Source organism: Olleya sp. 1-3 (genome assembly GCF_002836085.1).
GTDB classification, from domain to species: domain Bacteria; phylum Bacteroidota; class Bacteroidia; order Flavobacteriales; family Flavobacteriaceae; genus Olleya; species Olleya namhaensis.
The window spans coordinates 181,043-204,675 of the sequence record NZ_PJBW01000006.1; the positions used below are offsets into that span (position 1 = coordinate 181,043).

Genomic DNA, 23,633 nt, shown 5'->3' on the forward strand with positions numbered 1-23,633 from the left:
TAATGCGCACAAAAATATAATTTTTCTTCAGAAATAAAAGGTTATTATTTGATAATTTTCAATAATTTGCACATCCTTACAAGGCTTCCCTTTTTTAAGCCCTCTATTTTAGCAACAACTCTATGATTTTAAAGTCCTTATCGCTTTTAAACTATAAAAATTTTGACTCCAAAACCTTCACCTTTAATGAGACCATAAACTGTCTTGTTGGTAATAATGGGGTTGGAAAAACAAATGTACTGGATGCTATTTACCATTTATCCTTTGGTAAAAGCTACTTTAATCCTGTTGCATCACAAAATATAAAATACGATGAAGACTTTTTTGTAGTTAATGGATCATACGATAAAGACGAAAAAACAGAAAATATAGTTGTCAGCTTAAAAAAAGGTCAAAAAAAAGTTATTAAGCGTAATAGTAAGGCTTACGAAAAATTTAGCGATCACATTGGTTTTTTACCATTGGTAATAATTAGTCCTGCAGATAGAGATTTGATTATTGATGGTAGCGATACTAGACGTAAGTTTATAGATAGTGTTATTAGCCAAAGTGATAAAAGCTATTTAAGTAGTCTTATAAATTATAATAAGATAATATCACAACGTAACTCGCTTTTAAAATATTTTGCTGCCAACCACACTTATAATAATGATACTATTGAGGTGTACAATCAGCAATTACAGCTTTACGGAACAGAAATTTTTGAAAAAAGAAAACAGTTTTTAGAGGCGTTTATTCCGCTATTTAAGTCAAGATACAAGGCTATTAGTAACAATAATGAAGAAGTAAGCCTAAATTATAAAAGTGATTTATTTGACAGTAGTTTAGAACAACTGCTTAGAAAAGCAATAAATAAAGACAAGGCACTACAATATACTAGTGTTGGTGTCCATAAGGATGATCTAGAATTTAATATTGGCGACTACCCTATTAAAAAATTTGGGAGTCAAGGCCAGCAAAAATCATTTTTAATAGCTTTAAAATTAGCACAATTTGATAGTTTAAAAGCAATTAGCGGAGATAATCCAATATTGTTATTAGATGATATTTTTGATAAATTAGACGAAACACGTGTGGCACAAATTATAAAACTAGTAAACGACGAAAATTTTGGACAAATATTTTTAAGCGATACACATGCAGACCGTACAGAAAACGCAGTAAAACAAGTCCACCAATCTTATGAAATTTTTAAATTATAACATGAAAAAACTATATTACGCACTTTGTATTATACTAGTCAGTTGTTCTCAAAATCCAGAAGATTTTAAACAACACGTTACTGGTTATTGGGAAATAAGTGAGGTTATCTTAAACGATGGTACTAAAAAACAATATAAAATAAATGAAACTATAGATTATATTGAAATCACTAATGACTCAATAGGAATTAGAAAAAAACTAAAACCAAACTTCAATGGTACCTATGAAACTTCCAAAGACATTGAGAAATTTGTAGTTAAGATAGAAAACGATAGTTTAAACTTATATTACAAAACGCCCTTTTCTAGTTGGAAAGAAACTATATTAAAGGCTAGTGAAGACAAACTTCAAATTATAAACCAAAATAAAGTTTTATATTTATATAAACGCTACACACCTATAACAATAGACTAATGGCAAAACGCAACAACAATTTATTAAACATATCTGACGCCTTAAAAAACTTTGTAACAGAAAACAACCTTGAAAAAGGTTTAGACAAAGTTAATGTTAGGGACGCTTGGGCCAAGCTAATGGGTAATGGTATTAATAAATACACCACAGCAATCGAGCTAAAAAAAGACATCCTTTATGTACAACTTAGCTCTAGTGCACTTAGGGAAGAATTAAGCTATGGAAACCAAAAAATAATAACTTTACTTAACGAAGAATTGGGTAAAGATGTTATTAAAAAACTAATATTGAGATAATTACAACGTATTTAAAATATTATAGTAATTAAATTTTCGAAAAAAATAATATGTAATTACTATTTTATATTCTATCTTTGACTTTATTATTAACAAATTTTTTTTATTACAATGGCACAAGGAACAGTAAAATTTTTCAATGATTCAAAAGGATTCGGTTTTATTACTGAAGAAGGATCAGAAAGCGACCATTTTGTACACATTTCTGGACTTATTGATGAAGTTCGTGAAGGAGATGTCGTAGAATTCGACTTACAAGAAGGAAGAAAAGGTATGAACGCAGTAAATGTAAAAGTAGTATAATTATATATTTTCTATTTAAACTATTACAAAAAGAGCCTTTCCATTTGGAGAGGCTTTTTTAGTTAAAACATTTAACACCTAAGTAATTGAAAATAAATACAATAAATATCATTTATTAATTTTATTGGTATCATCTTTGTAATAATTAAACTAATTAATATTAAATTTTATTACGATGAGTAAAGGCACAGTAAAATTCTTCAATGACGCTAAAGGATTTGGATTCATTACAGAAGAAGGTGTAAACAAAGACCACTTTGTACACATTTCAGGATTAACAGATGAAATACGCGAAGGCGACGAAGTTGAATTTGACCTACAAGAAGGAAAAAAAGGATTAAACGCAGTTAACGTTAAAGTACTTTAACAGCAACCATATATCTTTAACAAAAAAAAAGCCTCTCTATTTATTTAGAGAGGCTTTTTTTTTATTCTATTACTTTAAATTAGCATTACTGACTTTATTTTTTTGATAAAAACCAAAAGTAGTAAACAAAAAAAATCCAGCTAAACGCTGGATTTTTTCTTAATTTATAGTGTTTTAAACTTAAAACATTTCACGTCCAGAAAAATGGAAAGCACCTTCAATAGCTGCATTCTCATCACTATCACTACCGTGTACTGCATTTTCTCCAATAGAAGCTGCATATAATTTACGGATAGTTCCTTCTGCTGCATCAGCAGGATTAGTAGCACCAATTAAAGTTCTAAAATCCTCTACTGCGTTATCTTTTTCTAAAATAGCAGCTACAATAGGTCCACGTGTCATGTACTCTACTAACTCACCATAGAAAGGTCTTTCGCTATGTACTGCGTAAAATGCTTCAGCATCTTGCTTAGTCATGTGTGTTAACTTCATTGCAACGATTCTAAAACCTGAAGCGTTAATTTTTTCTAAGATTGCGCCAATGTACCCTTTTTCAACAGAGTCAGGCTTAAGCATTGTAAATGTTCTGTTAGTTGCCATTTTTTTATTTTATTATTTATCTAATTTGTTTAAAAAAAACAATCTTTCTAATTAAAAAAAGTACCTGTTAATTTTCTGCAAAAGTAAGCCATTTATTAATAAAAACAATAAATTCAATTATTAAAAAATTGTATCTTCGTGGACTATGACAAAACAAGAGTATACAGACATAAATCAGTTATTGGCTACACCCAAAAAAATTGTAATTGTAAGCCACAAAAATCCAGATGGAGACGCTATTGGCTCTAGCTTGGCTTTGTTTCATTACTTAACAAAAACCAATCATTTAGCCACTGTAATCCTACCTAATGATTATCCAGATTTTCTAAAATGGCTTCCTGCTGAGGATTTAATTCTTAAATATGACAGCCAAAAAGAAGAAAGCGAAGCTAAATTAGCCGAGGCGGATATTGTGTTTACATTAGACTTTAATGCGTTTCATCGTGCTGGAGATATGGAAACTGTTTTAACAAACAATACGGCATTAAAAATAATGATTGACCATCATCAGCAACCAGATGACTATGCAAAATTCACCTATAGTGACGTTAGTATGAGCTCTACTTGCGAGATGGTTTATAATTTTATAGAAAACCTTAACGGTTTAGATGTAATAGATAGTAATATTGCCACAGCAATTTATGTGGGGATTATGACTGATACAGGGTCATTTAGATTTAGATCTACGACCAGTGCTACACATAGGATTATTGCCAGTTTAATAGACAAAGGCGCAGATAATACTATGATACATAATCAAGTGTACGACACTAACAGTTATAACCGTTTACAACTTTTAGGATGCGCTTTAAGTAACTTAAGAGTTATTCCAGAATCTAGAGCTGCTTATATCACGCTAACTCAGAAAGAGTTACAACAGTTTGACTACAAAAAAGGAGACACAGAAGGTTTTGTAAACTATGCCTTATCCTTAAATAATGTAGTACTTGCTGCTATTTTTATTGAAGATTTACAACAAGGAATTATTAAAATATCTTTACGATCTAAAGGTGATTTTTCTGTTAACAAAATGTCCCGTGAGCATTTCCATGGTGGCGGTCATACCAACGCTGCAGGAGGAAAAAGTGATGATAATATCCAAAAAACTATTGAGAAATTTATTAGTATATTACCACAATACAACACCTTATTAAATGAAGCGTAATCTTGTTATTATACTATTAGTTTGTATTACAGCGTTAAGTTGTAAAACACCAGAAGCTAGAGAACCTGTGACTGTAAATTCAGGCTCTTTTATTAATGAGTCTGTTGCCAGAAATAAGGCGTTGTACCAAAAAGAAACTAAAGTCATTGCAGATATTATAGCCGCACAACCCGAAAACAATTATCAAACATCTGGTAATGGGTTTTGGTACTACTTTAATACTGAAGTTACTAATGATAGCCTACCAACACCAACGTTTGGTGACCTTGTAAAATTTAATTACAATGTTAAGGATCTTAATGGCAATGCTATTTACACAAAAGCAGAACTTAAAGATCAAAACTACGCCATGGACCAGCAAGAATTATTTTCTGGATTACGTGAAGGTTTAAAGTTAATGCAAGCAGGAGAAGTTGCAACATTTATATTCCCATCTCAAAAAGCCTATGGTTATTATGGAGATGAAAATAAAATAGGGACTAACATTCCTATTATATGTGAAGTTTCTGTATTTTCGATTACCCAAAAAGAATAGTTATAAACCCAATAAAAATGAACAAATTAATTAACACAATGAAACTATTATTAATAGCCATAATGGTAAGTTTAACTACCAATTCTTGTCAACAACAATACCCTGATTTAGAAGATGGATTATATGCAGAAATTGTAACTAATAAAGGGACAATGGTCGCAAAATTATTTTACGATAAAGTGCCAGTTGTAGTCGCTAACTTTGTAGCTTTAGCAGAAGGGACACATCCTCAATTAGCAGATTCTTTAAAAGGAAAACCATTTTATAACGGTATTATTTTCCATAGAGTAATGGATAAATTTATGATCCAAGGTGGTGATCCAACAGGAACAGGAATGGGAAGTGCTGGATTTAAGTTTTTTAGCGAATTTGATACAAGTTTAAGTCATGATAAAGCAGGAATCTTATCTATGGCTAACTCTGGAGGTTATGATACTAACGGAAGTCAATTTTTTATTACAGAAGTACCAAAGCAAAACTTAGATGGGTTTAACGCAGATGGTAGCTTAAAAAACTGCAATGGACGTAATGTAAGTTGTCACTCTGTTTTTGGAGAACTTGTTCAAGGTTTAGAAGTACAAGATACTATATCTAACGTACCAGTAGGACAAAGAAACAAACCTAACGAAGATGTTGTGATTGAAAAACTTAACATTATCAGAAAAGGAAAAGCAGCTAAAGCATTTGATGCTCCTAAAGTATTTACAGAGCAAGAGCCTTTATTGTCTAAAAAATTAGAAGAGCAAAAAGCTAAAGAACAAGAAATAATTAAAGAAAAAGCTAAAGAAGCTGCAGTTAACTTTATTAAAGCAAATGCAGATATTAAAGGTGAGGTAAAAGAAATGCCAACTGGATTAGTAATGATTCATGATGCTAAGCCAAACGGAGTTACTCCTAAGCCTTCTGATCGAGTATTAATAGACTGTACAGGTCTTTTTGAAGACGGAAGTTTCTTTTTCTCTACAATTGCTGAAGATGCTAAAAAATACAATCAATATAATGAAGACGCTGCAAAACAAGGTGCATACCAAGCATTTGCAATGCCTTATAACGAGTCTGCAACTTTAGTTCCTGGATTTAGAGAAGCAATGTTAAACATGAATATTGGTGATAAAGCTAGAATTTTTGTACCAAGTTATTTAGGATACGGTGCTTCTGGACGTGGACCAGTACCACCAAATGCTAACCTTATTTTTGATATTGAAATAGTTAGCTTATCAACTAAATAAAACAAAATTCTGCTTAAGCAGAAATACCATTAAAAAGAGACTACTAAATTAAGTAGTCTCTTTTTTTTTGCTTTAAAACGACTAGTTCGCATTAGTATAACCAAAAATAAAAACTAAGTAAACTGCTTTGATAAACACAAAAAATAATTTGTATGCTAAATTATTAATCGTAATATTGCAATAAACTAATAAAGATTTAAAATGGGATTAGCCAAAACCGAAATGTTTACAGAAATAGACCAACTAATTAAAACTCTAAATACTGAGACTATAACCGTACAACGCAAAGCAGCGCTGCAACCATTAACTGATTTTATTCAAGGTAAGGTTTCAAAAAACCAAACCATTAGACTAAATTTTATATGCACTCATAATTCAAGAAGAAGTCATTTAACACAAGTTTGGGCACAAACTATGGCGTATTACTTCAATATTAAAAACGTGTTTTGTTATTCGGGAGGGACAGAAGCAACAGCACTTTTCCCGATGGTAGCAGAAACTTTAGTAAATTCAGGATTTAAGATAAATCCCATTTCTAAAAACGAAAACCCTGTTTACAGTATTAAATATGCTGACACAGAACATCCAATAATAGGCTTTTCAAAAAAACTAGATGATGCTTTTAATCCAACATCCGGATTTGCTGCAATTATGACGTGCTCTCAAGCAGATGGTGGTTGTCCGTTTATTGCTGGTGCAGAAAAACGAATCCCAATAACTTTTGAAGACCCAAAAGCATTTGATAATACACCGCAACAAGCTGAAAAATACACTGAAAGAAGCTTACAAATAGCAACCGAATTATATTACATCTTCTCACAAATAAACGCATAAACAATGGCAACTAAAAAACTAAGCTTTCTAGACCGGAATCTAACCTTATGGATCTTTGTAGCCATGGCTATTGGTGTTGGACTAGGTTATTTTATTCCAACATTCCCTGATATTATAAACTCATTTAGTAGTGGTACAACAAATATTCCGATTGCAATTGGATTAATATTAATGATGTATCCACCTTTAGCAAAGGTCAATTATGCTTTGCTACCTAAAGTATTTAGAAATGTAAAAATCCTATCTATTTCACTTATTCTTAATTGGATTATTGGTCCAGTATTAATGTTTGTTTTGGCCATTACTTTTTTACATGATTATCCAGAATATATGGTTGGACTTATATTAATAGGTCTAGCACGTTGTATTGCAATGGTTTTGGTTTGGAATGATCTTGCTGAAGGTAGTAGCGAATATGGAGCAGGTTTAGTAGCATTAAATAGTATCTTTCAGGTATTTGCCTATAGTTTTTACGCTTGGTTATTTATTACCGTGCTTCCACCCTATTTTGGGTTTGAGGGCGCTATTGTTGACATCTCAATAGCCACAATTGCAGAAAGTGTTGCCATATATTTAGGGCTTCCATTTGTATTAGGAATTTTAAGCCGATTAATATTGGTAAAACTTAAAGGTGAAGATTGGTATACTAACAAATTTATCCCTACAATATCACCAATTACTTTAATTGCACTATTATTTACCATCGTAATTATGTTTTCTCTAAAAGGCGAATTAATTGTCGAAATACCAATGGATGTACTAATTATCGCAGTGCCTTTACTTATCTATTTTACGTTGATGTTTATTATTGGTTTTTTCTTTACCAAAGCATCAGGAGCAGAATATGACAAGACAGCTTCAGTAGCATTTACAGCAGCCGGAAATAATTTTGAATTAGCAATAGCAGTGGCCATTGCTGTTTTTGGATTAAATTCCGGACAAGCCTTTGCAGGAGTTATCGGTCCTTTAGTAGAAGTTCCTGCTTTAATACTACTGGTTCGTGTATCCTTTTGGTTACGCAAAAAATATTATGGTAAAGCTTCGGCTTAAAGCCGAAAGTATTTACGGTTAATAGCACTTCTTTTGATTATCTAATTGCAGTTATTAACTTCCAATTTTATTAATGGGCCATTCTAAAACCCTTACAAAAAAGCACAATCTTAGGATGGTGCTTTTTTGTTTTCAATCGTATTTCCAAAAGAACATTTAACTTTTAATAGAAGACTATTAATCAACATAATCTTGACTTCTGTATTTATACACTAAAAACAACTATTTGAAATTGTGAGAATTTATAACTAAATTAGTCTTTACTAAAAATAAAGAAAAATCATTTTAAGACTTTGTCTTTATTCATAAAGTAATTTCAACTAACCACTAAATTATGAACAAAAAAAAACTACCAATATTCATCTTATTAATCGCGTTTATTCTCTTTTCTGCAAAAACATTCTTTGGAAAAGGATTAGAAAATGGTGTTGAAAACTGGAGATTTTACGCTTCATTATTTGGTTTATTAATTGCGGTTTCTTTTCTTTTTGTTTTTCTAAAATCACTAAAAAAGACTAATTAGCGTGAATTAAACTATACTAAACAAACAATGTCAGCTTAATAGAATGAACCGGCATAAAATAAAAATAGAAAAAATGTACTAGATAGATCAGTCGAGGTTTTTACATGTATACTCATTCTTATTTCAGCCAGTTTAATTTTAATATACTACAATCAACTTCCTGAAAAAATACAAATTAATTTCAATTGGTCTTCAAAAGATGAAAATGGTTTTGGAACAAAAAACACACTTTGGGCAAGTCCAATAATCTGCGGAATAATTGCAATTTCAATTTATAAGTTAAACCAATATCCATGGGTTTTTAATTACCCTGTTACAATAACAACAACAAACGCAAAGTATAATTACAAAATGGCGACACAAATGTTGCGCCTTATAGGACTTACTATTGGAGTAGTGTGCCTGACTATAACGGTAATTTCTATTTCTAATAGTCTTGGAAAAACCATAGCATTTCAAAAATATACTGATTCCTTATTTCCAATTATTTTGGTCGGTATTCCTGTTTATTTTATAATTAAAATAATAAAGAACACTAATAATTAATACCATCTCGTTTCAAAATTAATTTGAACACACACCAACTTGGCTTTCTGAAAAAATTGAACTAACTTCGTTGTACAACGTTTGTAATGTATTGACCTAGAATACAAAACGTTGCATTTAGTAGTAATAATAAATAACCTCAAATGAAACACCTACACTTTATTCTAATTACATTTTTACTAACCTCATTTAGTTGTTTGGCACAATTTGGAGCTGATTATTCTTCCTATGGTTTTAATTTTATAAATGACGCTAATAATCAAGGTTTAAAAAATTGGACAGGAAATAATATTGACGACACCAATAAGTTTTACATTTATAAGCAGGATGAATTAAACAATTACGCACTTGAATTAAAACCTATAAACGAAACTTTAAGCATAAATTACAACGATTTTGGATACATGGATTTAAATCCTTGTGCTTTTAAAATAAATATAAGAGTCAAAATAAATCAATATTCAGGTAATGATGATGCGCTTACATTTACGCTATTTACTGGTGCTAAAAAAGTAGAAATTGATTTTAAATCTAACGGAATATTTTACACAAACAACTTAAACACATCCCAATTAATTACAACTGCTCCTCCAATAAACCAATGGGTAACCTACTCTATTGCATTGGATAGTTGTAATGACATGGGGTCAATAATGTTAGAAAATGACGCGACTAATAGTTACACTTTAAGTCTACCAGACAATACCACTGCGCAAAATATAAACCTAGCAGCCACAACTAATGGAACAACTTCTTTTACATCAGAAATAGACCATTTATTTATCTACAGTAATCCTATAAAATGGTGGTTAGGACCGTCTAGTGCATTTATCAATGATACGCCTGCGGGTTACACTGGTACAACAGGAGATAGACAGCATTTTTTAACGTTGCCTAATGGCGAAAAAATTGGAATTAATGAAAACGGTGGTGGTTATGTTACTTTTACCGAGTTAACACCTGGTGGCCCAAATCTAGATCCATTTCCTAAATTTGGATCTGGTGGGACAAAAACACTTAGAGGCTATTTTCATACTAATAAGTTTAACCCTGTACAAGCTGGTGTTTCAAGTACATCTGGTGGACATTTAGCAAGTGTTATCTCACTACCTAATAAATTAATGGTTGAGAGTTTTCCGTTACACTCGTATTTTCAAGATGATTTTATAGAAAACACGCCTTTAGTATTTCCTAATAATGAAACACTTGAAGACGAAAATCATCCTGCCATAATTGATGATGATGTTTATGATGAATTTGGTCTGGACATGAGACACGAATTGATGAGCGAATTAGACTTTAATTCCTCAATAGAAAACGTTACACAGACTAACGGAATATCTACCGTTAGACATGCAGCGGAGTGGGAATATATTAGACATTCCTCTTTTATTCTTCAGTTTCATGAAGTCACCGTTAATAAAAGACCAGAATTTGAAAGCTTTACTGGTGCTAACAACGACATGGGAGACATGAGACATAAGTTTGAATTCAGACTGAATAAAGACTTGGGGTACGAGTGGATTTTATGGAGAGACACCAACAACACCTGGCAATCATTACATGTGGAAGCAGTTGGCGATTCTAAAAAAATTCAAATTAATATAAATACACCATTAGAAAATCGCTTTTTAGTCTTTTCTACATCTTCCAATCCTGACACACCTGGAGCTGTCTCTTGGTTTTATCCTGAAAGTGATTTTAACGCTAACTGTACTTTACAAAAAAGTAGAGTAAACAAAAGCACAATAACGTCCATGGATAGAAGAAACTCCATGCGTATAGTTGCCGATTGGAGAAAAACAAACTGGTGTAGGATGAATTTATATATTAGAAACGAAGGATTGGCTGCACCATCCAATGGAGATCCAAATGTGTATGAAGCCTTCCAAATGGAAGCTTTACAACTGTTTGGTACACCTAATCAAATCCTTAGCGAAGTTTTAAATTATAATACTACCTTAGATACTGAAACAGTAAGTTTAAACAATACAACCATTGCTTACCCAAATCCTTTTTTATCCGAAATAACAATAAAAGGATCAAACCTTCTAAACAAAACAATAAAACTCTACAGTACCATAGGTAAAGACATTACTAATGCATTACACATAACATCTCGCACAAACAACCAAATACAACTTAAAATAAAAGGCTTAAATTCTCAAATGTATTTTCTGAAAATTGGAGACAAAACCATAAAAATTTATAAAGAATAATTCTATTTTAGAATTTTAAATTAACTTCGTTTTGAATAAAATTCAGGCCAACTAATAGGAAAATAGTATCATTTTATGAAAATAAAATTCAACAAAAAAAAGATTCGTGTAAATATATTTGTCGGACTAACATGTATTGCATTAGGCATATTTAATATCTTAGAAACTGACAAAAAAGAATGGTCAGACTTCGCCTACTTAGTGCTTGGAGCTTTGGCTATTACACACTATTTATACGATTTAAAAACACAGTATCTAACCATTAATAACGGTACTATTAGTAAAAATATACTATATGGTTTAGGAGGAAAAATACAGTTAAAAGATGTGACTCTTATCAAATCGTATGCAGGAGATTTCACGCTAATTACGAATAGTAAAAAAATTAAAATCGATGCCGAATTTATTGATGATACGTCTTTGGAGAAATTAAAAGAAGTATTGTCAAATCTAAATTTAGCACCTGAGAATACACCTTTTAAAAAACAAGAGGCTTAATTACAACATTAAACACCACTTTTAATACCACTTTTAATACCACTTTTAATACCATAAAATAGCAAAAACTGACTACTACAATACATGGAACTAAGCCAGATTATTGATACAATATATCCGTTACCAACTGCTTCTAAAAACATAATAAAAGCAGCAATAACAGAAACGATATTACCAAAGGGTCATATTTTATTTAAAGCAAATAAAGTTGAAACTAGTATCTATTTTATCAAAAAAGGTATTGCAAGAGCTTATGCGTATTCTGATGCCAATCAAATCACGTTTTGGTTAGGACAAGAAGGCGATCCTATTGTATCCATGCAAAGTTAGGTCAATAATCAAAAAGGTTACGAAGACGTAGAATTATTGGAAGAATGCGAGCTGTACGAATTAAAAACAGAGAAACTTCAGGACCTGTTTTTGGAAGATATTAAGATTGCAAATTGGGGTCGTAAGTTTTCAGAATTAGAACTTATTAAATCAGAAAAACGTCTCATTGCTTTACAATTTAATACTGCAACCCAAAGGTATTTGGCGCTACTTAAAAATTACCCTAGCATTTTACAGCGTGTACCTTTAGCGCATATCGCGTCCTATTTAGGCATCACTCAAGTTAGCTTAAGCCGAATTAGAGCCAACATAAAATAAATGTCGTTTTTATCATTTGATAAATAGTTTAACCAAAATGTTTAAGACTTTTGTCCTGTTATATTCTTTATAAGAAATTGTAAAACTTTTTTACAATCACTACCTCAGAATACGCTAAACATTAATTTTAAAATATAGTTAAACATGTCAAAAACAATAACATTTAAAACACATTATTTTCTATTTGTATTTATAATTCTTCTTGCAAGTTGCAATAATACTAGTAAAAAAAGCTCTATAAAACCAACGGTTAACAAAGAAACTAAAGCCTTAAAAAAGATATTATTTGTAGTTACTAGTCATAATAAAAAAGGGGATACTGGAGAAAAAACAGGATACTATCTTGGAGAAGTTTCTCATCCTTGGGATGTTTTACATTCTGCCGGATATGAGATAGATTTTGTTAGCCCACAAGGTGGAAAAGCACCAGTTGATGCTTTTGATATGACAGACTCTATAAACAAGAAATTTTGGGATAATACGACTTATCGTAATAAAATTGAGCATACTAAAACACCTAGCGAAGTAAACCCAGAAGACTACATCGCGATCCATTATGCTGGTGGACACGGCGCAATGTGGGATTTTGCAGATAATACAGAAATTGCAGAAATAGCAAAGCAAATTTATGAGAACAATGGTGTAGTTAGTGCAGTATGTCATGGACCAGCAGGACTTGTAAACATTAAATTAAGTAATGGATCTTATCTTGTAGATGGTAAAAAAGTAAATGCTTTTACTAATGAAGAAGAAGTAAAAGTAAAACTAGAAAATGTGGTACCTTTTTTATTAGAGGACCAATTAATAGCGCATGGTGCTATTTTTGAAAAGTCTGCGCCTTTTACTAATCACGTTGTTTCTGATCAGAGACTAGTTACAGGACAAAACCCACAATCTGCCCATAGTGTTGGAAAAGCAACCTTAAATGAATTACAAAAACTAACTAAAAACACACAATAAATGAGTGGAGAAAAAAACTTAGCAATGCTTTTAAAATCAATGAAGCCAAAGCATAATATAGGCGAATTTGTATTTTGTAAAACTGAAGATCTAGATCAAATAAAATTGAGTCAAGTTATAATGACTTTTAAAGAAGACGAAAGCACTACCGTTATTGCAAAAAAAGAAGTAGCAGATCAATTAGGTTTAGAGTATACGTTTATAGCTTCTTGGATTACACTTACTGTGCACTCGTCTTTAGAAGCTGTAGGATTAACAGCTGTCTTTTCTAATGCTTTATCGGACCATGGTATTAGCTGTAATGTTGTTGCTGCCTACTATCACGATCATATTTTTGTTGACACAAAAGATACAGCAAAGGCAATGGAAATCTTACATACCTTTTCAAAATAAAGTTTACGTTATTAATCACACCGGTTTAAAAAACAGAACGGAATCACAATAACTAATCATTAAGATATGAATTGGATATTATTAATAATTGCTGGACTTTTTGAAGTCGGTTTTGCAACTTGTCTTGGAAAAGCCAAAGAAGCCTCAGGAATGGAAGCCACAAATTGGTACATTGGTTTTGCACTGTGTTTAGGAATAAGTATGGCGCTTCTTTTAAAAGTAACGCAAAACCTTCCTATTGGTAATGCTTATGCCGTTTGGACAGGTATTGGAGCTGTAGGAACTGTACTAGTCGGAATTTTAGTTTTTAAAGAGCCCGCAACCTTTTGGCGCCTGCTTTTTCTTATGACTTTAATTGCATCCATTATTGGTTTAAAAGTGGTTTCGCATTAAAAAATACACTAAAAAAAGCATCAAAAAAGCACACTCTTAAGGTTGTGCTTTTTTCTTTTTTAATCTAATTTTAAAATAACTAGTATTTTCTAGCAGTAGATAATAGCCAATTTGACGTTATCAAAATTTTCTACTAACTTCGTTTAGCTTAGGGTGTAATTCATTAAAATGAAACCAAACTAATTATTCATTTTATTCAATTTTAAAAAGAAATCATGACTGCAAAACAATATATAAAAACTGGTGAAGGCGAAAATTACAATTACTCTCAAGACCACTGTTTTGTTAAACTATCATCAAGAGATACTAATGGCGAACTATGTTTGATTGAAGACACCTTAAAACCAGGGTTTCATTTAAAGCGTCATCATCATAAAATTATGACTGAAGTATTTTATATGCTTGAGGGCCAAATGGAGCTTATTTTTGACGATGAAACAATAATTCTAAAGGAAGGCGATACTGTAACGGTACCTCCTAACGTTTGGCATGAAGCGATTTGCACAGCAGGAGGAAAAATGCTTACTATATTTAAAAATGGTCAATTTGATGTTTTTTTAGAAGAATTATCCAAAATGACTGATGCGGATTTCTCTAATGCAGAATTAATGAAATCTGTCTCCAATAAATTTGATATCTACGAAGCGTAAAAACGGTGTACAATACAGATCATAATGTAATACGTTAGAATCAAATTTGTTATACACTAGCACCAATTAAAAATGACAGAAAAAGAGCAATTAGAATCAATTAAAACAATACACCTAGCAGGTGGTTGTCTTTGGGGAGTCCAAGAATTTTTAAAACACATCCCTGGCGTGATTGATACTCAGGCTGGTCGAGCTAATGGCTTTACACAATCTACTAAAACAGACTATGATGGTTTTGCAGAATGTGTCAAAACAGTCTTTGACTCTTCCCTTGTTTCGCTTGAAGATTTGATACATTATTTTTTAGAAATCATTGATCCATATAGTGTCAACAAACAAGGAAATGATATAGGAGAAAAATATCGCACAGGTATCTACAGCACTGACAAAAATCTTCTTTTAAAAGCAAAACAGTGTATTAAGTCAATAGAGCAAACGCTAAATGATAAAAATAAAACCACAAAAAAAGTAGCTATAGAAGTACTTCCGTTAACAAATTTTGTCCCAAGTGACACAGAACATCAAGATAGATTAACCTTACACCCTAGTGACTACTCTTACTGCCATATCCCTTTAGACTTACTATATAAGTACAAAAACAACAATTAGCATGCAGTTAATCAGCTATAATGCAGTCAAAACGGTTCTTAAACTAAAAATAGAATTACCAATCGTAATAGGATTATCTATTCTTAATTAACAAGACTTAAGAGCTATTCCTTTACATATTTGTTTCTTTTATTTAGGTATTGGTTAATAGCCAGAGAAGCAAAAATAAGACTACCACCAATTAAAATCTTCTTAATATCTGCCTCCTTATTCCAAATAAGAATGTTAACAATTAACCCTAACGGAATCAATGCATTGTTCATAATTGCTAAGGCACCAGTATTTACCCTAATAACACCTTGGTTCCAAAAAAAATAGCCTAAACCTGAAGCCACAGCACCTAAGTATAATAACACACCCCATTGTACTGGTGTCGTTGGCATTTTTTCGGTTGAACCAAAAACAAAAAAAGCAATTAGTGAAACTACAAACGCTCCAATAAAAAATAACCCAAAAATAGTATGCTTTGGTGTCCTTTCTAATTCAGGTGTAGATTTTAATAAATACTTGTAAGCAACTTGACCAACAGCAAAGCACAAATTAGCACCTTGAGTAATCAAAAAACCAAAAACTACGTTTTCACTTATACTGGAATATTGAATATAAGCAGCACCTAAAACAGCGATTAAAGCAGTTAATAAAAAGCCTTTATGAAATTGCCTACTTAAAATATCATTTAACAACGTAATATAAATGGGTGTAAACACACTAAAAAGTAATACCTCGGGTACAGTAAGATAGTTAAACGACTGAAAATAAAAACAATACATCAAACCCAATTGTACCGCACCAATTGCAGTAAGTTTAAAAATTGTTTCCTTTTTTAATTTATTAAGCCTCAAAAATGGTAAAAATAGTAGTGTTGCAATACCAATACGCATCAATACAGAAAACCACGCATCTACATACCCAGAAAGGTATACACCGATTAAACTAAATGAAAAAGCCCAAATAATAGTCACTCCAAATAAATACCTCATAAAAATATCCTTAATCAAATAATGAGGTTAAATAGCACATAAAACATAGCCAAGACTAACTGTTTTATTAATCTATATCCATTACCAACAAAACGCTAGTAAATAACCTTCATTTAAAAGCGAATATATAAATTAAAGATGATGAATATTAATTAAACCTTCCGTAGCAATTATTATAATAAACAAAACGCTTGATTAATTGAAAATCTAAAACAAATAAAAACAAAATCACCTATTTGACTTTGTCATTTTTTTAACTAACTTCGTTTAACTTCGAATATAATTCATTGAAATGGAATCATATTCGCTACACGTTGTACCACATATGAGAAAAGTCCATTTAATATTATTAATCTTAATGACCTTATCAAGTTGTAAAACTTTTGATTATAAAAGTAGATTTGATGAAAAATATATAGGCAATCCAAAGAAAATTCAAATCACAATTTATGATGTAATTGAAATTGATGATACTATAAAAAAAGGAAAAATGAAATATTCAGAAATTTCATTCTTTGATAAAAAAAATAGAATATTTAAAGATTATAGTATCAATTCTAAAGGAGATACAATCGGAAAAAAATGTGAACGAATATTTAATAAAAAAGAACTTACTATAAAAAGCGTTTGTTATACAGATTCTACTGAAAATATTCTTTCTATATATAAGTTAAATAAGAATTTCAAAAAAAGCTCATTTAATTTTTTTCGTAACAATAAATTGTCTGGAAAAAGAATTTTTAAATACTCATCAAATAAAATTGATTATGTTGATTTTGGTTATGACAAAAACAATAAACTTAAAGATAAAACACTTATAATTCACGATAAAAAAGGTCGAATATTTAAATCTACAAGTTACAATCTAGATGACAATAGTATTAAAAATATCATTGAGCATAAATATGACAAAAATGGGAATGAATATGAACAGAACTGGTATAAGAAAGGAAAAAAACTTTTCCCTTCTTACACTAATAGAAAATTTGATGACAGAAATAATTATGTTTATGAAGAAAAACTTTTTTTCAAAAATTCAGACACTATAAAATCTATTACCACAATCGAATATAAATATGATAAAAAAGGGAATATTATTTATAGATTAATTAAGACGCAAAACAAACCATCTTTCATAGAAGAAAGAAAAATAATTTATTAAATACGTGGTACAACAACGTGTATAATTAATTGCTGATTCTGTTTGTACTCGGAAAATCCTGCAGATTTTCCTCTGGTTGGTTTTATTTTACTAATTTAATTGCTAGCCAACGCAACTAACCATACACCAAACGTCAAACAAACATCAATAAATCGCATAAAAAAAGCACAATCCTAAGATTGTGCTTTTTCTATTTTATATAATACGACTTAAAAAGATTACTTTTTAGGAATCTCCTTTAATATCTCTAATACAAAGTTCCAGTATTTTTTAGCAGACGATATTTGTGCACGCTCATCAGGACTATGTGCGCCTTTTATGTTTGGTCCAAAACTAATCATTTCCATATCTGGATAGTTTTGCCCTAAAATACCACATTCTAAACCAGCGTGGCATGCAGCAATATGTGCTTTTTCGCCATTTAACTTTTGGTATAAATTATCTAACACTTTTAATATAGCGCTATCCATGTTTGGTGTCCATCCTGGATAATCTCCTGACAGCTCAACCTCACAACCTGTAAGCTCAAATGCTGAACGTAACGTGTTTGCTAAGTCCATTTTACTACTTTCTACAGAGCTACGTGTTAAACACCCTATTTTTACGTGTCCATCCTTAACAATTACTCGTGCAATGTTATTAGATGTTTCTACCAATTCTGGAATATCTGCACTCATACGAAACACACCGTTTAAAGCAGCATAAATAGCACGTGTTAATCCTTCTTGAACACCAAGATCCATCATTAGTTCTGGAGTTTCTGTTTTAGAAACTTCAATCACTAAATCTGGTTCCATTGTTTTAAGTTCGGTTTTAATGCTATTACCTAACTCCTCCATTTCGCTGATAAAAGCAGCTTCGTGTACAGTGTCTATTGCAACTACTGCTCTACTTTCTCTTGGAATAGCGTTACGTAAACTTCCACCATCAATTTCCGAAATACGTAAACCAAAGTTTTCAAAACCATCAAATAATAAACGGTTCATTATTTTATTGGCATTACCTAAACCTTCGTGAATTTGCATACCTGAATGTCCACCTTGTAAGCCTTTTACTTTTACTTCAAATCCTGTTTTAAATTCAGGTGTTTCTTCTTGCTCATAAGTTCTTGTTGCTGTAACATCAATACCTCCTGCACAACCAACACCAATCTCATCATCTTCTTCTGTATCTAAGTTTAATAAGATTCCGCCAGTTAACAAACCACCTTTTAATCCCATTGCACCTGTCATACCCGTTTCTTCATCAATAGTAAACAAGGCTTCAATTGCTGGATGTGGTATATCTGTACTTTCTAAAAGTGCCATAATGGTCGCCACTCCTAATCCGTTATCTGCACCAAGCGTTGTTCCTTTTGCTTTTACCCAGTCACCTTCCACTACCATTTGGATCCCTTGTGTGTCAAAATCAAAATCTGTATCTGCATTTTTTTGGTGTACCATATCTAAATGCGATTGCATGACAATAGTCACACGATCTTCCATACCTGCAGTAGCTGGTTTTTTGATAATTACATTTCCAACCTCATCTTCTATAACTTCTAAACCTAAATTGGTACCAAAGTCTTTCATAAATTTAATCACGCGCTCCTCCTTTTTAGAGGGTCTTGGTACTGCGTTTAAATCTGCGAATTTATTCCATAATGCTTTTGGCTCTAAAGCTCTAACGTCTTGACTCATTTGTATAGTTTTTATTGAATTACAAAAGTACAAATTGCATATGCATTTAGACACCTTTTTGGGTTAGAAATAACATTAGTCGCTACTCCTGATGGTAGTGACATCCTTTTTTGCAAAAAAAGATATAACGGACAGCAGGTAGAAACCTTTTAAATAAACCTAAGTGATTGGTCCTAATTTTTAATTATTTTTGAGTCATGCTAAAAAACAAAAAACTGTGGATTGCCCTACTGATTATACCAATGTATATATTGGTTAAAGTTTCGGCTAAATTTCCGGACACAATCGAGGTTGTGTATAGTAATGGTTTATATCCTATTATTTCTAAATTGTTTAGATATACTTTGGGTTGGTTGCCTTTTAGTTTTGGCGATTTATTATATGCTTTTGGGATAATTTTTATCATCCGTTGGTTAATTTTAAACGTAAAACGCATCTGGAAAGATACAATAGGTTGGCTGATTGATGTGTTTGCTACTGCGAGTGTTATTTTTATTGCGTTTCATTTATTTTGGGGTTTTAATTATTACCGAAATCCTTTACATAAAAATTTAAATTTAGAGGACGATTATACTACTGAGCAATTAATTACAGTGACTAAAAACTTGATTAAAAAATCGAATACCATTCAACTACAGATTACTAAAAATGATAGTTTAAAGGTCGAATTACCGTTTACTAAATCAGAAATTTTAGCATTAACGCCTAAAAGTTATGAGGCTTTAAAAACTGATTTTCCGCATTTAGAATACCACCCTAAAAGTTTAAAAAAATCGTTATTTAGTGTCCCATTAACATACATGGGTTTTAGCGGTTATCTTAATCCGTTAACTAGCGAAGCACAGGTGGATTATATGATACCTGTCTATAAATTCCCGACAACTGCTGCGCATGAAGTGGCACACCAATTAGGTTACGCTAAAGAAAACGAGGCTAATTTTATTGGTTTTTTAGCAACCATTAGCAATACTAATATCTACTTTAAATATTCTGGTTACACCTTTGGTTTAAGGCATTGTCTAGGCGAAGTTTTTAGACGTGACCCTGATGTATATTACCAATTATTACCAACTATTAACACAGGGATTTTAAAAAATTATCAAGAGGTTAGAGATTTTTGGAATGACTACCAAAATCCGTTAGAACCTATTTTTAGATCCACTTACACAACCTATCTAAAAGCTAACAACCAAGCTAAAGGTATGGATAGCTACAGTTACGTGGTGGCGTTATTGGTTAATTATTTGGAAAATAAAACCTTATAAAAACGTTAAAATCCTATTTGAGGTTTGTTTGGCATATTGGCTTATGCTTATATTTAGTGTTTAAACAACCTTAAACTATCAACCAATGATTAAAAAATGGGCAGCATTAAGCCTGCTGTTGTGCGGTTATTTTTCTTTTGCACAAGAGTACGTTCCAAAAAACGATGGCGTAAAAACCAACACGTCTAATTACACAGCTTTAACAAACGCTAAAATTTATGTTACTCCTAATCAAATTATTGAAAAAGGAACCTTACTTATTAAGGATGGTAAAGTAGTCTCTTCTGGAGCATCTGTTACTATCCCGAAAAACGCTGTTGTTATTGATGTGACTGGTAAATCTATTTACCCTTCTTTTATTGATATTTATTCAGATTTTGGTGTAAAAGCACCAGATCGTGCTTCTGGAGATAGAAGAAACCCACAATATGATGCTAGTCGCGAAGGTTTTTACTGGAATGACCATATTAGACCCGACCAAAATGCAATAGACTTATTTGAGTTTGATAGCAAGAAAGCTCAAGAATTACGTAAAGCTGGTTTTGGTGTTGTAAACTCGCATATTGATGATGGTATTATCCAAGGGACTGGTGTTTTAGTAACACTAGCAGCTTCTGGTAGTGATGCTACTAGATTATTGGACGACAGGGTTGGTCAGTATTCTGGAACGTCTAAAAGTAAAACCTCTAGACAGGCTTATCCAACATCCTTAATGGGGACTATGGCGTTATTACGCCAAGTAAACCATGATGCAGATTGGTATGCTAAAGGTAATATTAAAGAAAAAGACCGCGCTTTAGAAGCGTATATAGCTAACAAAAATCTGGTTCAGTTTTTTGATGCTGGCAAAAAGATAAACGCGTTACGTTTTGACAAATTAGGAGATCAATTTGGTATCCAATATGTATTTGTTGGTGGTGGTGATGAGTATGAGTTGATTAGCGATATTAAAAACACCAACGCTAAATTTATCTTACCATTAGATTTTCCGGATGCGTATGATATGGAAGACCCGCTTTTAGCACAGTCTGTTAGTCTTGAAGATTTAAAAGCTTGGAACCAAAGTCCTGCTAATCCTAAAATTTTAGCCGAAAACAATATTCAGTTTGCGTTAACGACTCACAAATTAAAAGACGCTAAAGCGTTAATGCCGAATCTTTTAAAAGCTATTGCATATGGTTTAGATAAAACTAAAGCTTTAGAAGCATTAACGACTATTCCCGCCGGAATTATTGGAAAATCTTCAGAACTTGGTCATCTTAGATCTGGTGCTTATGCTAACTTTTTAATTACTTCTGGTGATGTTTTTGATAAAGAAACTACCATTTACGAAAACTGGGTGACAGGTATCAAAGACGAATTAACAGCAATGAATACCCAAGACTTACGTGGTAGCTATACTTTTAATTTTGACAATACGGCGTATGAGTTAGAAATTTCTGGTGAGATTGAAAAACTAAAATCTAAGGTTAAAACAAGTACTAAGGAATATGGTTCTAAAATAAGCTTTAGTGATAATTGGATGCAATTGACGTTTGCTGCTGCAGATAGTACTAAAAAGGACTTTATAAGAGTAGTCACTAACGTTACCAACCCAAAAACATTAAGCGGTAAATTATTTTATCCTAATGGTAACGAAGGGACATTTTTTGCAACTAAACAGGCAAAAGACGCTAAAAAGGAAGACAAAAAAGACAACGAGGACAAAGACGATAAAACACCAACTATATATCCTGTAACGTATCCAAATATGGCGTATGGTATGGAAAGCCTACCTCAACAAGAAACGTTATTGTTTAAAAACGTAACGGTTTGGACTAATGAGAAAGATGGTATTATTAAAAATACAGACGTTTTAATTAAAAACGGAAAGATTGCAAAAATCGGAATCAATTTAAGTGCTGGTAATGCAACTGTTATTGACGGAACAAACAAACATTTAACGTCAGGGATTATTGACGAGCACTCGCATATTGCAACAGAAAGTGTTAACGAAGCAGGACACAACAGTACTGCCGAAGTAACTATTGAAGATGTTTTAGATGCTGAAGATGTAGACATTTACCGTAACCTTGCTGGTGGTGTTACTAGTATCCAAATATTACATGGATCTGCCAATCCAATTGGAGGACGATCGGCTATTATTAAATTAAAATGGGGAGAAAAAGCCGATAATCTAGTCTACCAAAACAGCCCTAAATTTATCAAATTTGCTTTAGGAGAAAATGTAAAACAAGCCAATTGGGGAGACAATGCTAAAACGCGTTTTCCGCAAACCAGAATGGGTGTTGAGCAAGTGTTTACTGATTACTTCCAACGTGCGCAAGAGTATGATGCTTTAAAGAAAAGTGGCAAACCTTACCGTAAAGATTTAGAGTTAGAAACTATTGCCGAAATTTTAAATAAAGAACGTTTTGTCTCTTGTCACTCTTACGTGCAAAGTGAGATTAATATGCTAATGAAGGTTGCCGAAAAATTCAATTTTAGAATCAACACATTCACACATATTTTAGAAGGTTATAAAGTAGCTGACAAAATGGTAGAACACGGTGTTGGAGGCTCTACATTCTCGGACTGGTGGGCTTATAAGTATGAGGTTAACGATGCTATCCCATTTAACGCACCAATCATGCACAATGCTGGTGTGTTAGTTGCTATTAATAGTGATGATGCAGAGATGTCTAGACGTTTAAATCAAGAAGCTGCTAAATCTGTAAAATATGGAGATATTAGTGAGGAGGATGCTTGGAAATTTGTAACATTAAATCCTGCTAAATTATTACATATCGATGATCGCGTGGGTAGTATTAAAGTTGGTAAAGATGCAGATGTTGTGTTATGGAGTGATAATCCTTTATCTATTTACGCTAAAGCTGAAAAAACAATCATAGAAGGAAAAGTTTATTTTGATTTAGAGCGTGATGCTAAACTAAGAGAGACTATTAAAAAGGAAAAAAACGAATTAACAATGCTAATGCTGCAGGCTAAAAACAAAGGGTTAAAAACAAAACCTATTGAGAAAAAAGAAAAAGAGCTATTGCATTGTGATTCTATTGACCACCAACAGTAGTCAATACCTAAAGTAAAACGTAAAATATACACTCATAAAATT

The 23,633-nt window shown here is 31.9% G+C and carries 26 protein-coding genes; 23 read left to right on the top strand and 3 right to left on the bottom strand.

The window, feature by feature from the left end:
- Positions 1 to 122 precede the first annotated feature (122 nt).
- The 5 genes from recF to CXF54_RS08660 all read left to right on the top strand — a co-directional run bounded on the left by recF (position 123) and on the right by CXF54_RS08660 (position 2,583).
- Positions 123 to 1,202: a DNA replication/repair protein RecF gene (gene recF, locus CXF54_RS08640; protein ID WP_101203236.1), complete on the top strand. Its 1,080-nt coding sequence runs from the start codon at positions 123 to 125 to the stop codon at positions 1,200 to 1,202.
- A gap of 1 nt (position 1,203) precedes the next feature.
- Positions 1,204 to 1,617, top strand: coding sequence for a lipocalin family protein (locus tag CXF54_RS08645; protein ID WP_090840126.1), 414 nt, complete (start codon positions 1,204 to 1,206; stop codon positions 1,615 to 1,617).
- On the top strand, positions 1,617 to 1,913 hold the full coding sequence (locus CXF54_RS08650) for a DUF721 domain-containing protein (protein ID WP_090839898.1): 297 nt from the start codon (positions 1,617 to 1,619) through the stop codon (positions 1,911 to 1,913). The genes CXF54_RS08645 and CXF54_RS08650 overlap by 1 nt, the downstream gene beginning before the upstream one ends.
- Positions 1,914 to 2,024: 111 nt before the next feature.
- Positions 2,025 to 2,216: a cold-shock protein gene (locus CXF54_RS08655; RefSeq protein WP_090839900.1), complete on the top strand. Its 192-nt coding sequence runs from the start codon at positions 2,025 to 2,027 to the stop codon at positions 2,214 to 2,216.
- Between the two features lie 175 nt (positions 2,217 to 2,391).
- Positions 2,392 to 2,583 carry a cold-shock protein gene (locus tag CXF54_RS08660; RefSeq protein ID WP_090839902.1) on the top strand — a complete coding sequence of 64 codons (192 nt, stop codon included), beginning with the start codon at positions 2,392 to 2,394 and terminating at the stop codon, positions 2,581 to 2,583.
- A 180-nt stretch (positions 2,584 to 2,763) separates the two neighbouring features.
- Here the strand turns inward: CXF54_RS08660 and CXF54_RS08665 are convergent, their stop codons facing one another.
- Positions 2,764 to 3,183, bottom strand: coding sequence for a nucleoside-diphosphate kinase (locus CXF54_RS08665; RefSeq protein WP_101203237.1), 420 nt, complete (start codon positions 3,181 to 3,183; stop codon positions 2,764 to 2,766).
- A 145-nt stretch (positions 3,184 to 3,328) separates the two neighbouring features.
- Here CXF54_RS08665 and CXF54_RS08670 point away from each other — a divergent pair, with 145 nt between their 5' ends.
- The 15 genes from CXF54_RS08670 to CXF54_RS08735 all read left to right on the top strand — a co-directional run bounded on the left by CXF54_RS08670 (position 3,329) and on the right by CXF54_RS08735 (position 15,435).
- Positions 3,329 to 4,348 (top strand): DHH family phosphoesterase, encoded by a 1,020-nt coding sequence (locus tag CXF54_RS08670; RefSeq protein ID WP_090839906.1) that lies wholly within the window; start codon positions 3,329 to 3,331, stop codon positions 4,346 to 4,348.
- Positions 4,338 to 4,883 carry a gliding motility-associated peptidyl-prolyl isomerase GldI gene (gldI, locus tag CXF54_RS08675; RefSeq protein ID WP_101203238.1) on the top strand — a complete coding sequence of 182 codons (546 nt, stop codon included), beginning with the start codon at positions 4,338 to 4,340 and terminating at the stop codon, positions 4,881 to 4,883. Before CXF54_RS08670 ends, gldI begins: the two co-directional genes overlap by 11 nt.
- A 17-nt stretch (positions 4,884 to 4,900) precedes the next feature.
- Positions 4,901 to 6,112: a peptidylprolyl isomerase gene (locus CXF54_RS08680; RefSeq protein WP_232782598.1), complete on the top strand. Its 1,212-nt coding sequence runs from the start codon at positions 4,901 to 4,903 to the stop codon at positions 6,110 to 6,112.
- 201 nt (positions 6,113 to 6,313) lie between these two features.
- The gene (locus CXF54_RS08685; protein WP_101203239.1) at positions 6,314 to 6,946 is read left to right on the top strand and encodes a low molecular weight phosphatase family protein; all 633 of its coding nucleotides are present in this window, start codon (positions 6,314 to 6,316) and stop codon (positions 6,944 to 6,946) included.
- A gap of 3 nt (positions 6,947 to 6,949) precedes the next feature.
- Positions 6,950 to 7,996: an ACR3 family arsenite efflux transporter gene (gene arsB, locus CXF54_RS08690; protein ID WP_090839912.1), complete on the top strand. Its 1,047-nt coding sequence runs from the start codon at positions 6,950 to 6,952 to the stop codon at positions 7,994 to 7,996.
- Positions 7,997 to 8,330: 334 nt separating this feature from the next.
- On the top strand, positions 8,331 to 8,519 hold the full coding sequence (locus tag CXF54_RS08695) for a hypothetical protein (RefSeq protein ID WP_101203240.1): 189 nt from the start codon (positions 8,331 to 8,333) through the stop codon (positions 8,517 to 8,519).
- 689 nt (positions 8,520 to 9,208) lie between these two features.
- A complete protein-coding gene (locus CXF54_RS08700; protein WP_157823420.1) occupies positions 9,209 to 11,284 on the top strand; it encodes a T9SS type A sorting domain-containing protein in 2,076 nt (691 codons plus the stop codon).
- A 75-nt stretch (positions 11,285 to 11,359) separates the two neighbouring features.
- Positions 11,360 to 11,782: a hypothetical protein gene (locus tag CXF54_RS08705; protein ID WP_101203242.1), complete on the top strand. Its 423-nt coding sequence runs from the start codon at positions 11,360 to 11,362 to the stop codon at positions 11,780 to 11,782.
- Positions 11,783 to 11,866: 84 nt separating this feature from the next.
- Positions 11,867 to 12,112 (top strand): hypothetical protein, encoded by a 246-nt coding sequence (locus CXF54_RS15915; protein ID WP_317044434.1) that lies wholly within the window; start codon positions 11,867 to 11,869, stop codon positions 12,110 to 12,112.
- A gap of 36 nt (positions 12,113 to 12,148) precedes the next feature.
- Complete coding sequence (locus tag CXF54_RS15920) at positions 12,149 to 12,430, top strand: hypothetical protein (RefSeq protein ID WP_317044435.1); 282 nt, start codon at positions 12,149 to 12,151, stop codon at positions 12,428 to 12,430.
- 144 nt (positions 12,431 to 12,574) lie between these two features.
- Positions 12,575 to 13,390 (top strand): type 1 glutamine amidotransferase domain-containing protein, encoded by an 816-nt coding sequence (locus CXF54_RS08715; RefSeq protein WP_101203243.1) that lies wholly within the window; start codon positions 12,575 to 12,577, stop codon positions 13,388 to 13,390.
- The gene (locus CXF54_RS08720) at positions 13,391 to 13,783 is read left to right on the top strand and encodes an ACT domain-containing protein (protein ID WP_101203244.1); all 393 of its coding nucleotides are present in this window, start codon (positions 13,391 to 13,393) and stop codon (positions 13,781 to 13,783) included.
- Between the two features lie 66 nt (positions 13,784 to 13,849).
- Positions 13,850 to 14,176: a DMT family transporter gene (locus tag CXF54_RS08725; RefSeq protein WP_101203245.1), complete on the top strand. Its 327-nt coding sequence runs from the start codon at positions 13,850 to 13,852 to the stop codon at positions 14,174 to 14,176.
- Positions 14,177 to 14,391: 215 nt separating this feature from the next.
- On the top strand, positions 14,392 to 14,826 hold the full coding sequence (locus CXF54_RS08730; RefSeq protein WP_101203246.1) for a cupin domain-containing protein: 435 nt from the start codon (positions 14,392 to 14,394) through the stop codon (positions 14,824 to 14,826).
- 72 nt (positions 14,827 to 14,898) lie between these two features.
- On the top strand, positions 14,899 to 15,435 hold the full coding sequence (locus CXF54_RS08735; RefSeq protein WP_101203247.1) for a peptide-methionine (S)-S-oxide reductase: 537 nt from the start codon (positions 14,899 to 14,901) through the stop codon (positions 15,433 to 15,435).
- A 104-nt stretch (positions 15,436 to 15,539) separates the two neighbouring features.
- Here the strand turns inward: CXF54_RS08735 and CXF54_RS08740 are convergent, their stop codons facing one another.
- Positions 15,540 to 16,415: an EamA family transporter gene (locus tag CXF54_RS08740; RefSeq protein WP_101203248.1), complete on the bottom strand. Its 876-nt coding sequence runs from the start codon at positions 16,413 to 16,415 to the stop codon at positions 15,540 to 15,542.
- A gap of 325 nt (positions 16,416 to 16,740) precedes the next feature.
- Here CXF54_RS08740 and CXF54_RS08745 point away from each other — a divergent pair, with 325 nt between their 5' ends.
- Positions 16,741 to 17,577, top strand: coding sequence for a hypothetical protein (locus CXF54_RS08745; protein ID WP_157823421.1), 837 nt, complete (start codon positions 16,741 to 16,743; stop codon positions 17,575 to 17,577).
- 218 nt (positions 17,578 to 17,795) lie between these two features.
- Here the strand turns inward: CXF54_RS08745 and CXF54_RS08750 are convergent, their stop codons facing one another.
- Positions 17,796 to 19,256 (bottom strand): aminoacyl-histidine dipeptidase, encoded by a 1,461-nt coding sequence (locus tag CXF54_RS08750; protein WP_090839952.1) that lies wholly within the window; start codon positions 19,254 to 19,256, stop codon positions 17,796 to 17,798.
- A 197-nt stretch (positions 19,257 to 19,453) separates the two neighbouring features.
- On the opposite strand from CXF54_RS08750, the gene CXF54_RS08755 reads away from it, so the two are divergent.
- Together CXF54_RS08755 and CXF54_RS08760 are read left to right on the top strand one after the other, a co-directional pair.
- Positions 19,454 to 20,521 (top strand): DUF3810 domain-containing protein, encoded by a 1,068-nt coding sequence (locus CXF54_RS08755; protein WP_101203250.1) that lies wholly within the window; start codon positions 19,454 to 19,456, stop codon positions 20,519 to 20,521.
- Between the two features lie 85 nt (positions 20,522 to 20,606).
- Positions 20,607 to 23,591, top strand: a complete 2,985-nt coding sequence (locus CXF54_RS08760; RefSeq protein WP_101203251.1) for an amidohydrolase family protein — start codon at positions 20,607 to 20,609, stop codon at positions 23,589 to 23,591.
- Positions 23,592 to 23,633: the final 42 nt, after the last annotated feature.

Excerpts from the sequence above, each read along its gene's own strand:
- recF (WP_101203236.1), top strand. The coding sequence starts at position 123 with ATGATTTTAAAGTCCTTATCGCTTTTAAACTATAAAAATTTTGACTCC.
- CXF54_RS08645 (WP_090840126.1), top strand. The coding sequence starts at position 1,204 with ATGAAAAAACTATATTACGCACTTTGTATTATACTAGTCAGTTGTTCT.
- CXF54_RS08650 (WP_090839898.1), top strand. The coding sequence starts at position 1,617 with ATGGCAAAACGCAACAACAATTTATTAAACATATCTGACGCCTTAAAA.
- CXF54_RS08655 (WP_090839900.1), top strand. The coding sequence starts at position 2,025 with ATGGCACAAGGAACAGTAAAATTTTTCAATGATTCAAAAGGATTCGGT.
- CXF54_RS08660 (WP_090839902.1), top strand. The coding sequence starts at position 2,392 with ATGAGTAAAGGCACAGTAAAATTCTTCAATGACGCTAAAGGATTTGGA.
- CXF54_RS08665 (WP_101203237.1), bottom strand. The coding sequence starts at position 3,183 with ATGGCAACTAACAGAACATTTACAATGCTTAAGCCTGACTCTGTTGAA.
- CXF54_RS08670 (WP_090839906.1), top strand. The coding sequence starts at position 3,329 with ATGACAAAACAAGAGTATACAGACATAAATCAGTTATTGGCTACACCC.
- gldI (WP_101203238.1), top strand. The coding sequence starts at position 4,338 with ATGAAGCGTAATCTTGTTATTATACTATTAGTTTGTATTACAGCGTTA.
- CXF54_RS08680 (WP_232782598.1), top strand. The coding sequence starts at position 4,901 with ATGAACAAATTAATTAACACAATGAAACTATTATTAATAGCCATAATG.
- CXF54_RS08685 (WP_101203239.1), top strand. The coding sequence starts at position 6,314 with ATGGGATTAGCCAAAACCGAAATGTTTACAGAAATAGACCAACTAATT.
- arsB (WP_090839912.1), top strand. The coding sequence starts at position 6,950 with ATGGCAACTAAAAAACTAAGCTTTCTAGACCGGAATCTAACCTTATGG.
- CXF54_RS08695 (WP_101203240.1), top strand. The coding sequence starts at position 8,331 with ATGAACAAAAAAAAACTACCAATATTCATCTTATTAATCGCGTTTATT.
- CXF54_RS08700 (WP_157823420.1), top strand. The coding sequence starts at position 9,209 with ATGAAACACCTACACTTTATTCTAATTACATTTTTACTAACCTCATTT.
- CXF54_RS08705 (WP_101203242.1), top strand. The coding sequence starts at position 11,360 with ATGAAAATAAAATTCAACAAAAAAAAGATTCGTGTAAATATATTTGTC.
- CXF54_RS15915 (WP_317044434.1), top strand. The coding sequence starts at position 11,867 with ATGGAACTAAGCCAGATTATTGATACAATATATCCGTTACCAACTGCT.
- CXF54_RS08715 (WP_101203243.1), top strand. The coding sequence starts at position 12,575 with ATGTCAAAAACAATAACATTTAAAACACATTATTTTCTATTTGTATTT.
- CXF54_RS08720 (WP_101203244.1), top strand. The coding sequence starts at position 13,391 with ATGAGTGGAGAAAAAAACTTAGCAATGCTTTTAAAATCAATGAAGCCA.
- CXF54_RS08725 (WP_101203245.1), top strand. The coding sequence starts at position 13,850 with ATGAATTGGATATTATTAATAATTGCTGGACTTTTTGAAGTCGGTTTT.
- CXF54_RS08730 (WP_101203246.1), top strand. The coding sequence starts at position 14,392 with ATGACTGCAAAACAATATATAAAAACTGGTGAAGGCGAAAATTACAAT.
- CXF54_RS08735 (WP_101203247.1), top strand. The coding sequence starts at position 14,899 with ATGACAGAAAAAGAGCAATTAGAATCAATTAAAACAATACACCTAGCA.
- CXF54_RS08740 (WP_101203248.1), bottom strand. The coding sequence starts at position 16,415 with ATGAGGTATTTATTTGGAGTGACTATTATTTGGGCTTTTTCATTTAGT.
- CXF54_RS08745 (WP_157823421.1), top strand. The coding sequence starts at position 16,741 with ATGAGAAAAGTCCATTTAATATTATTAATCTTAATGACCTTATCAAGT.
- CXF54_RS08750 (WP_090839952.1), bottom strand. The coding sequence starts at position 19,256 with ATGAGTCAAGACGTTAGAGCTTTAGAGCCAAAAGCATTATGGAATAAA.
- CXF54_RS08755 (WP_101203250.1), top strand. The coding sequence starts at position 19,454 with ATGCTAAAAAACAAAAAACTGTGGATTGCCCTACTGATTATACCAATG.
- CXF54_RS08760 (WP_101203251.1), top strand. The coding sequence starts at position 20,607 with ATGATTAAAAAATGGGCAGCATTAAGCCTGCTGTTGTGCGGTTATTTT.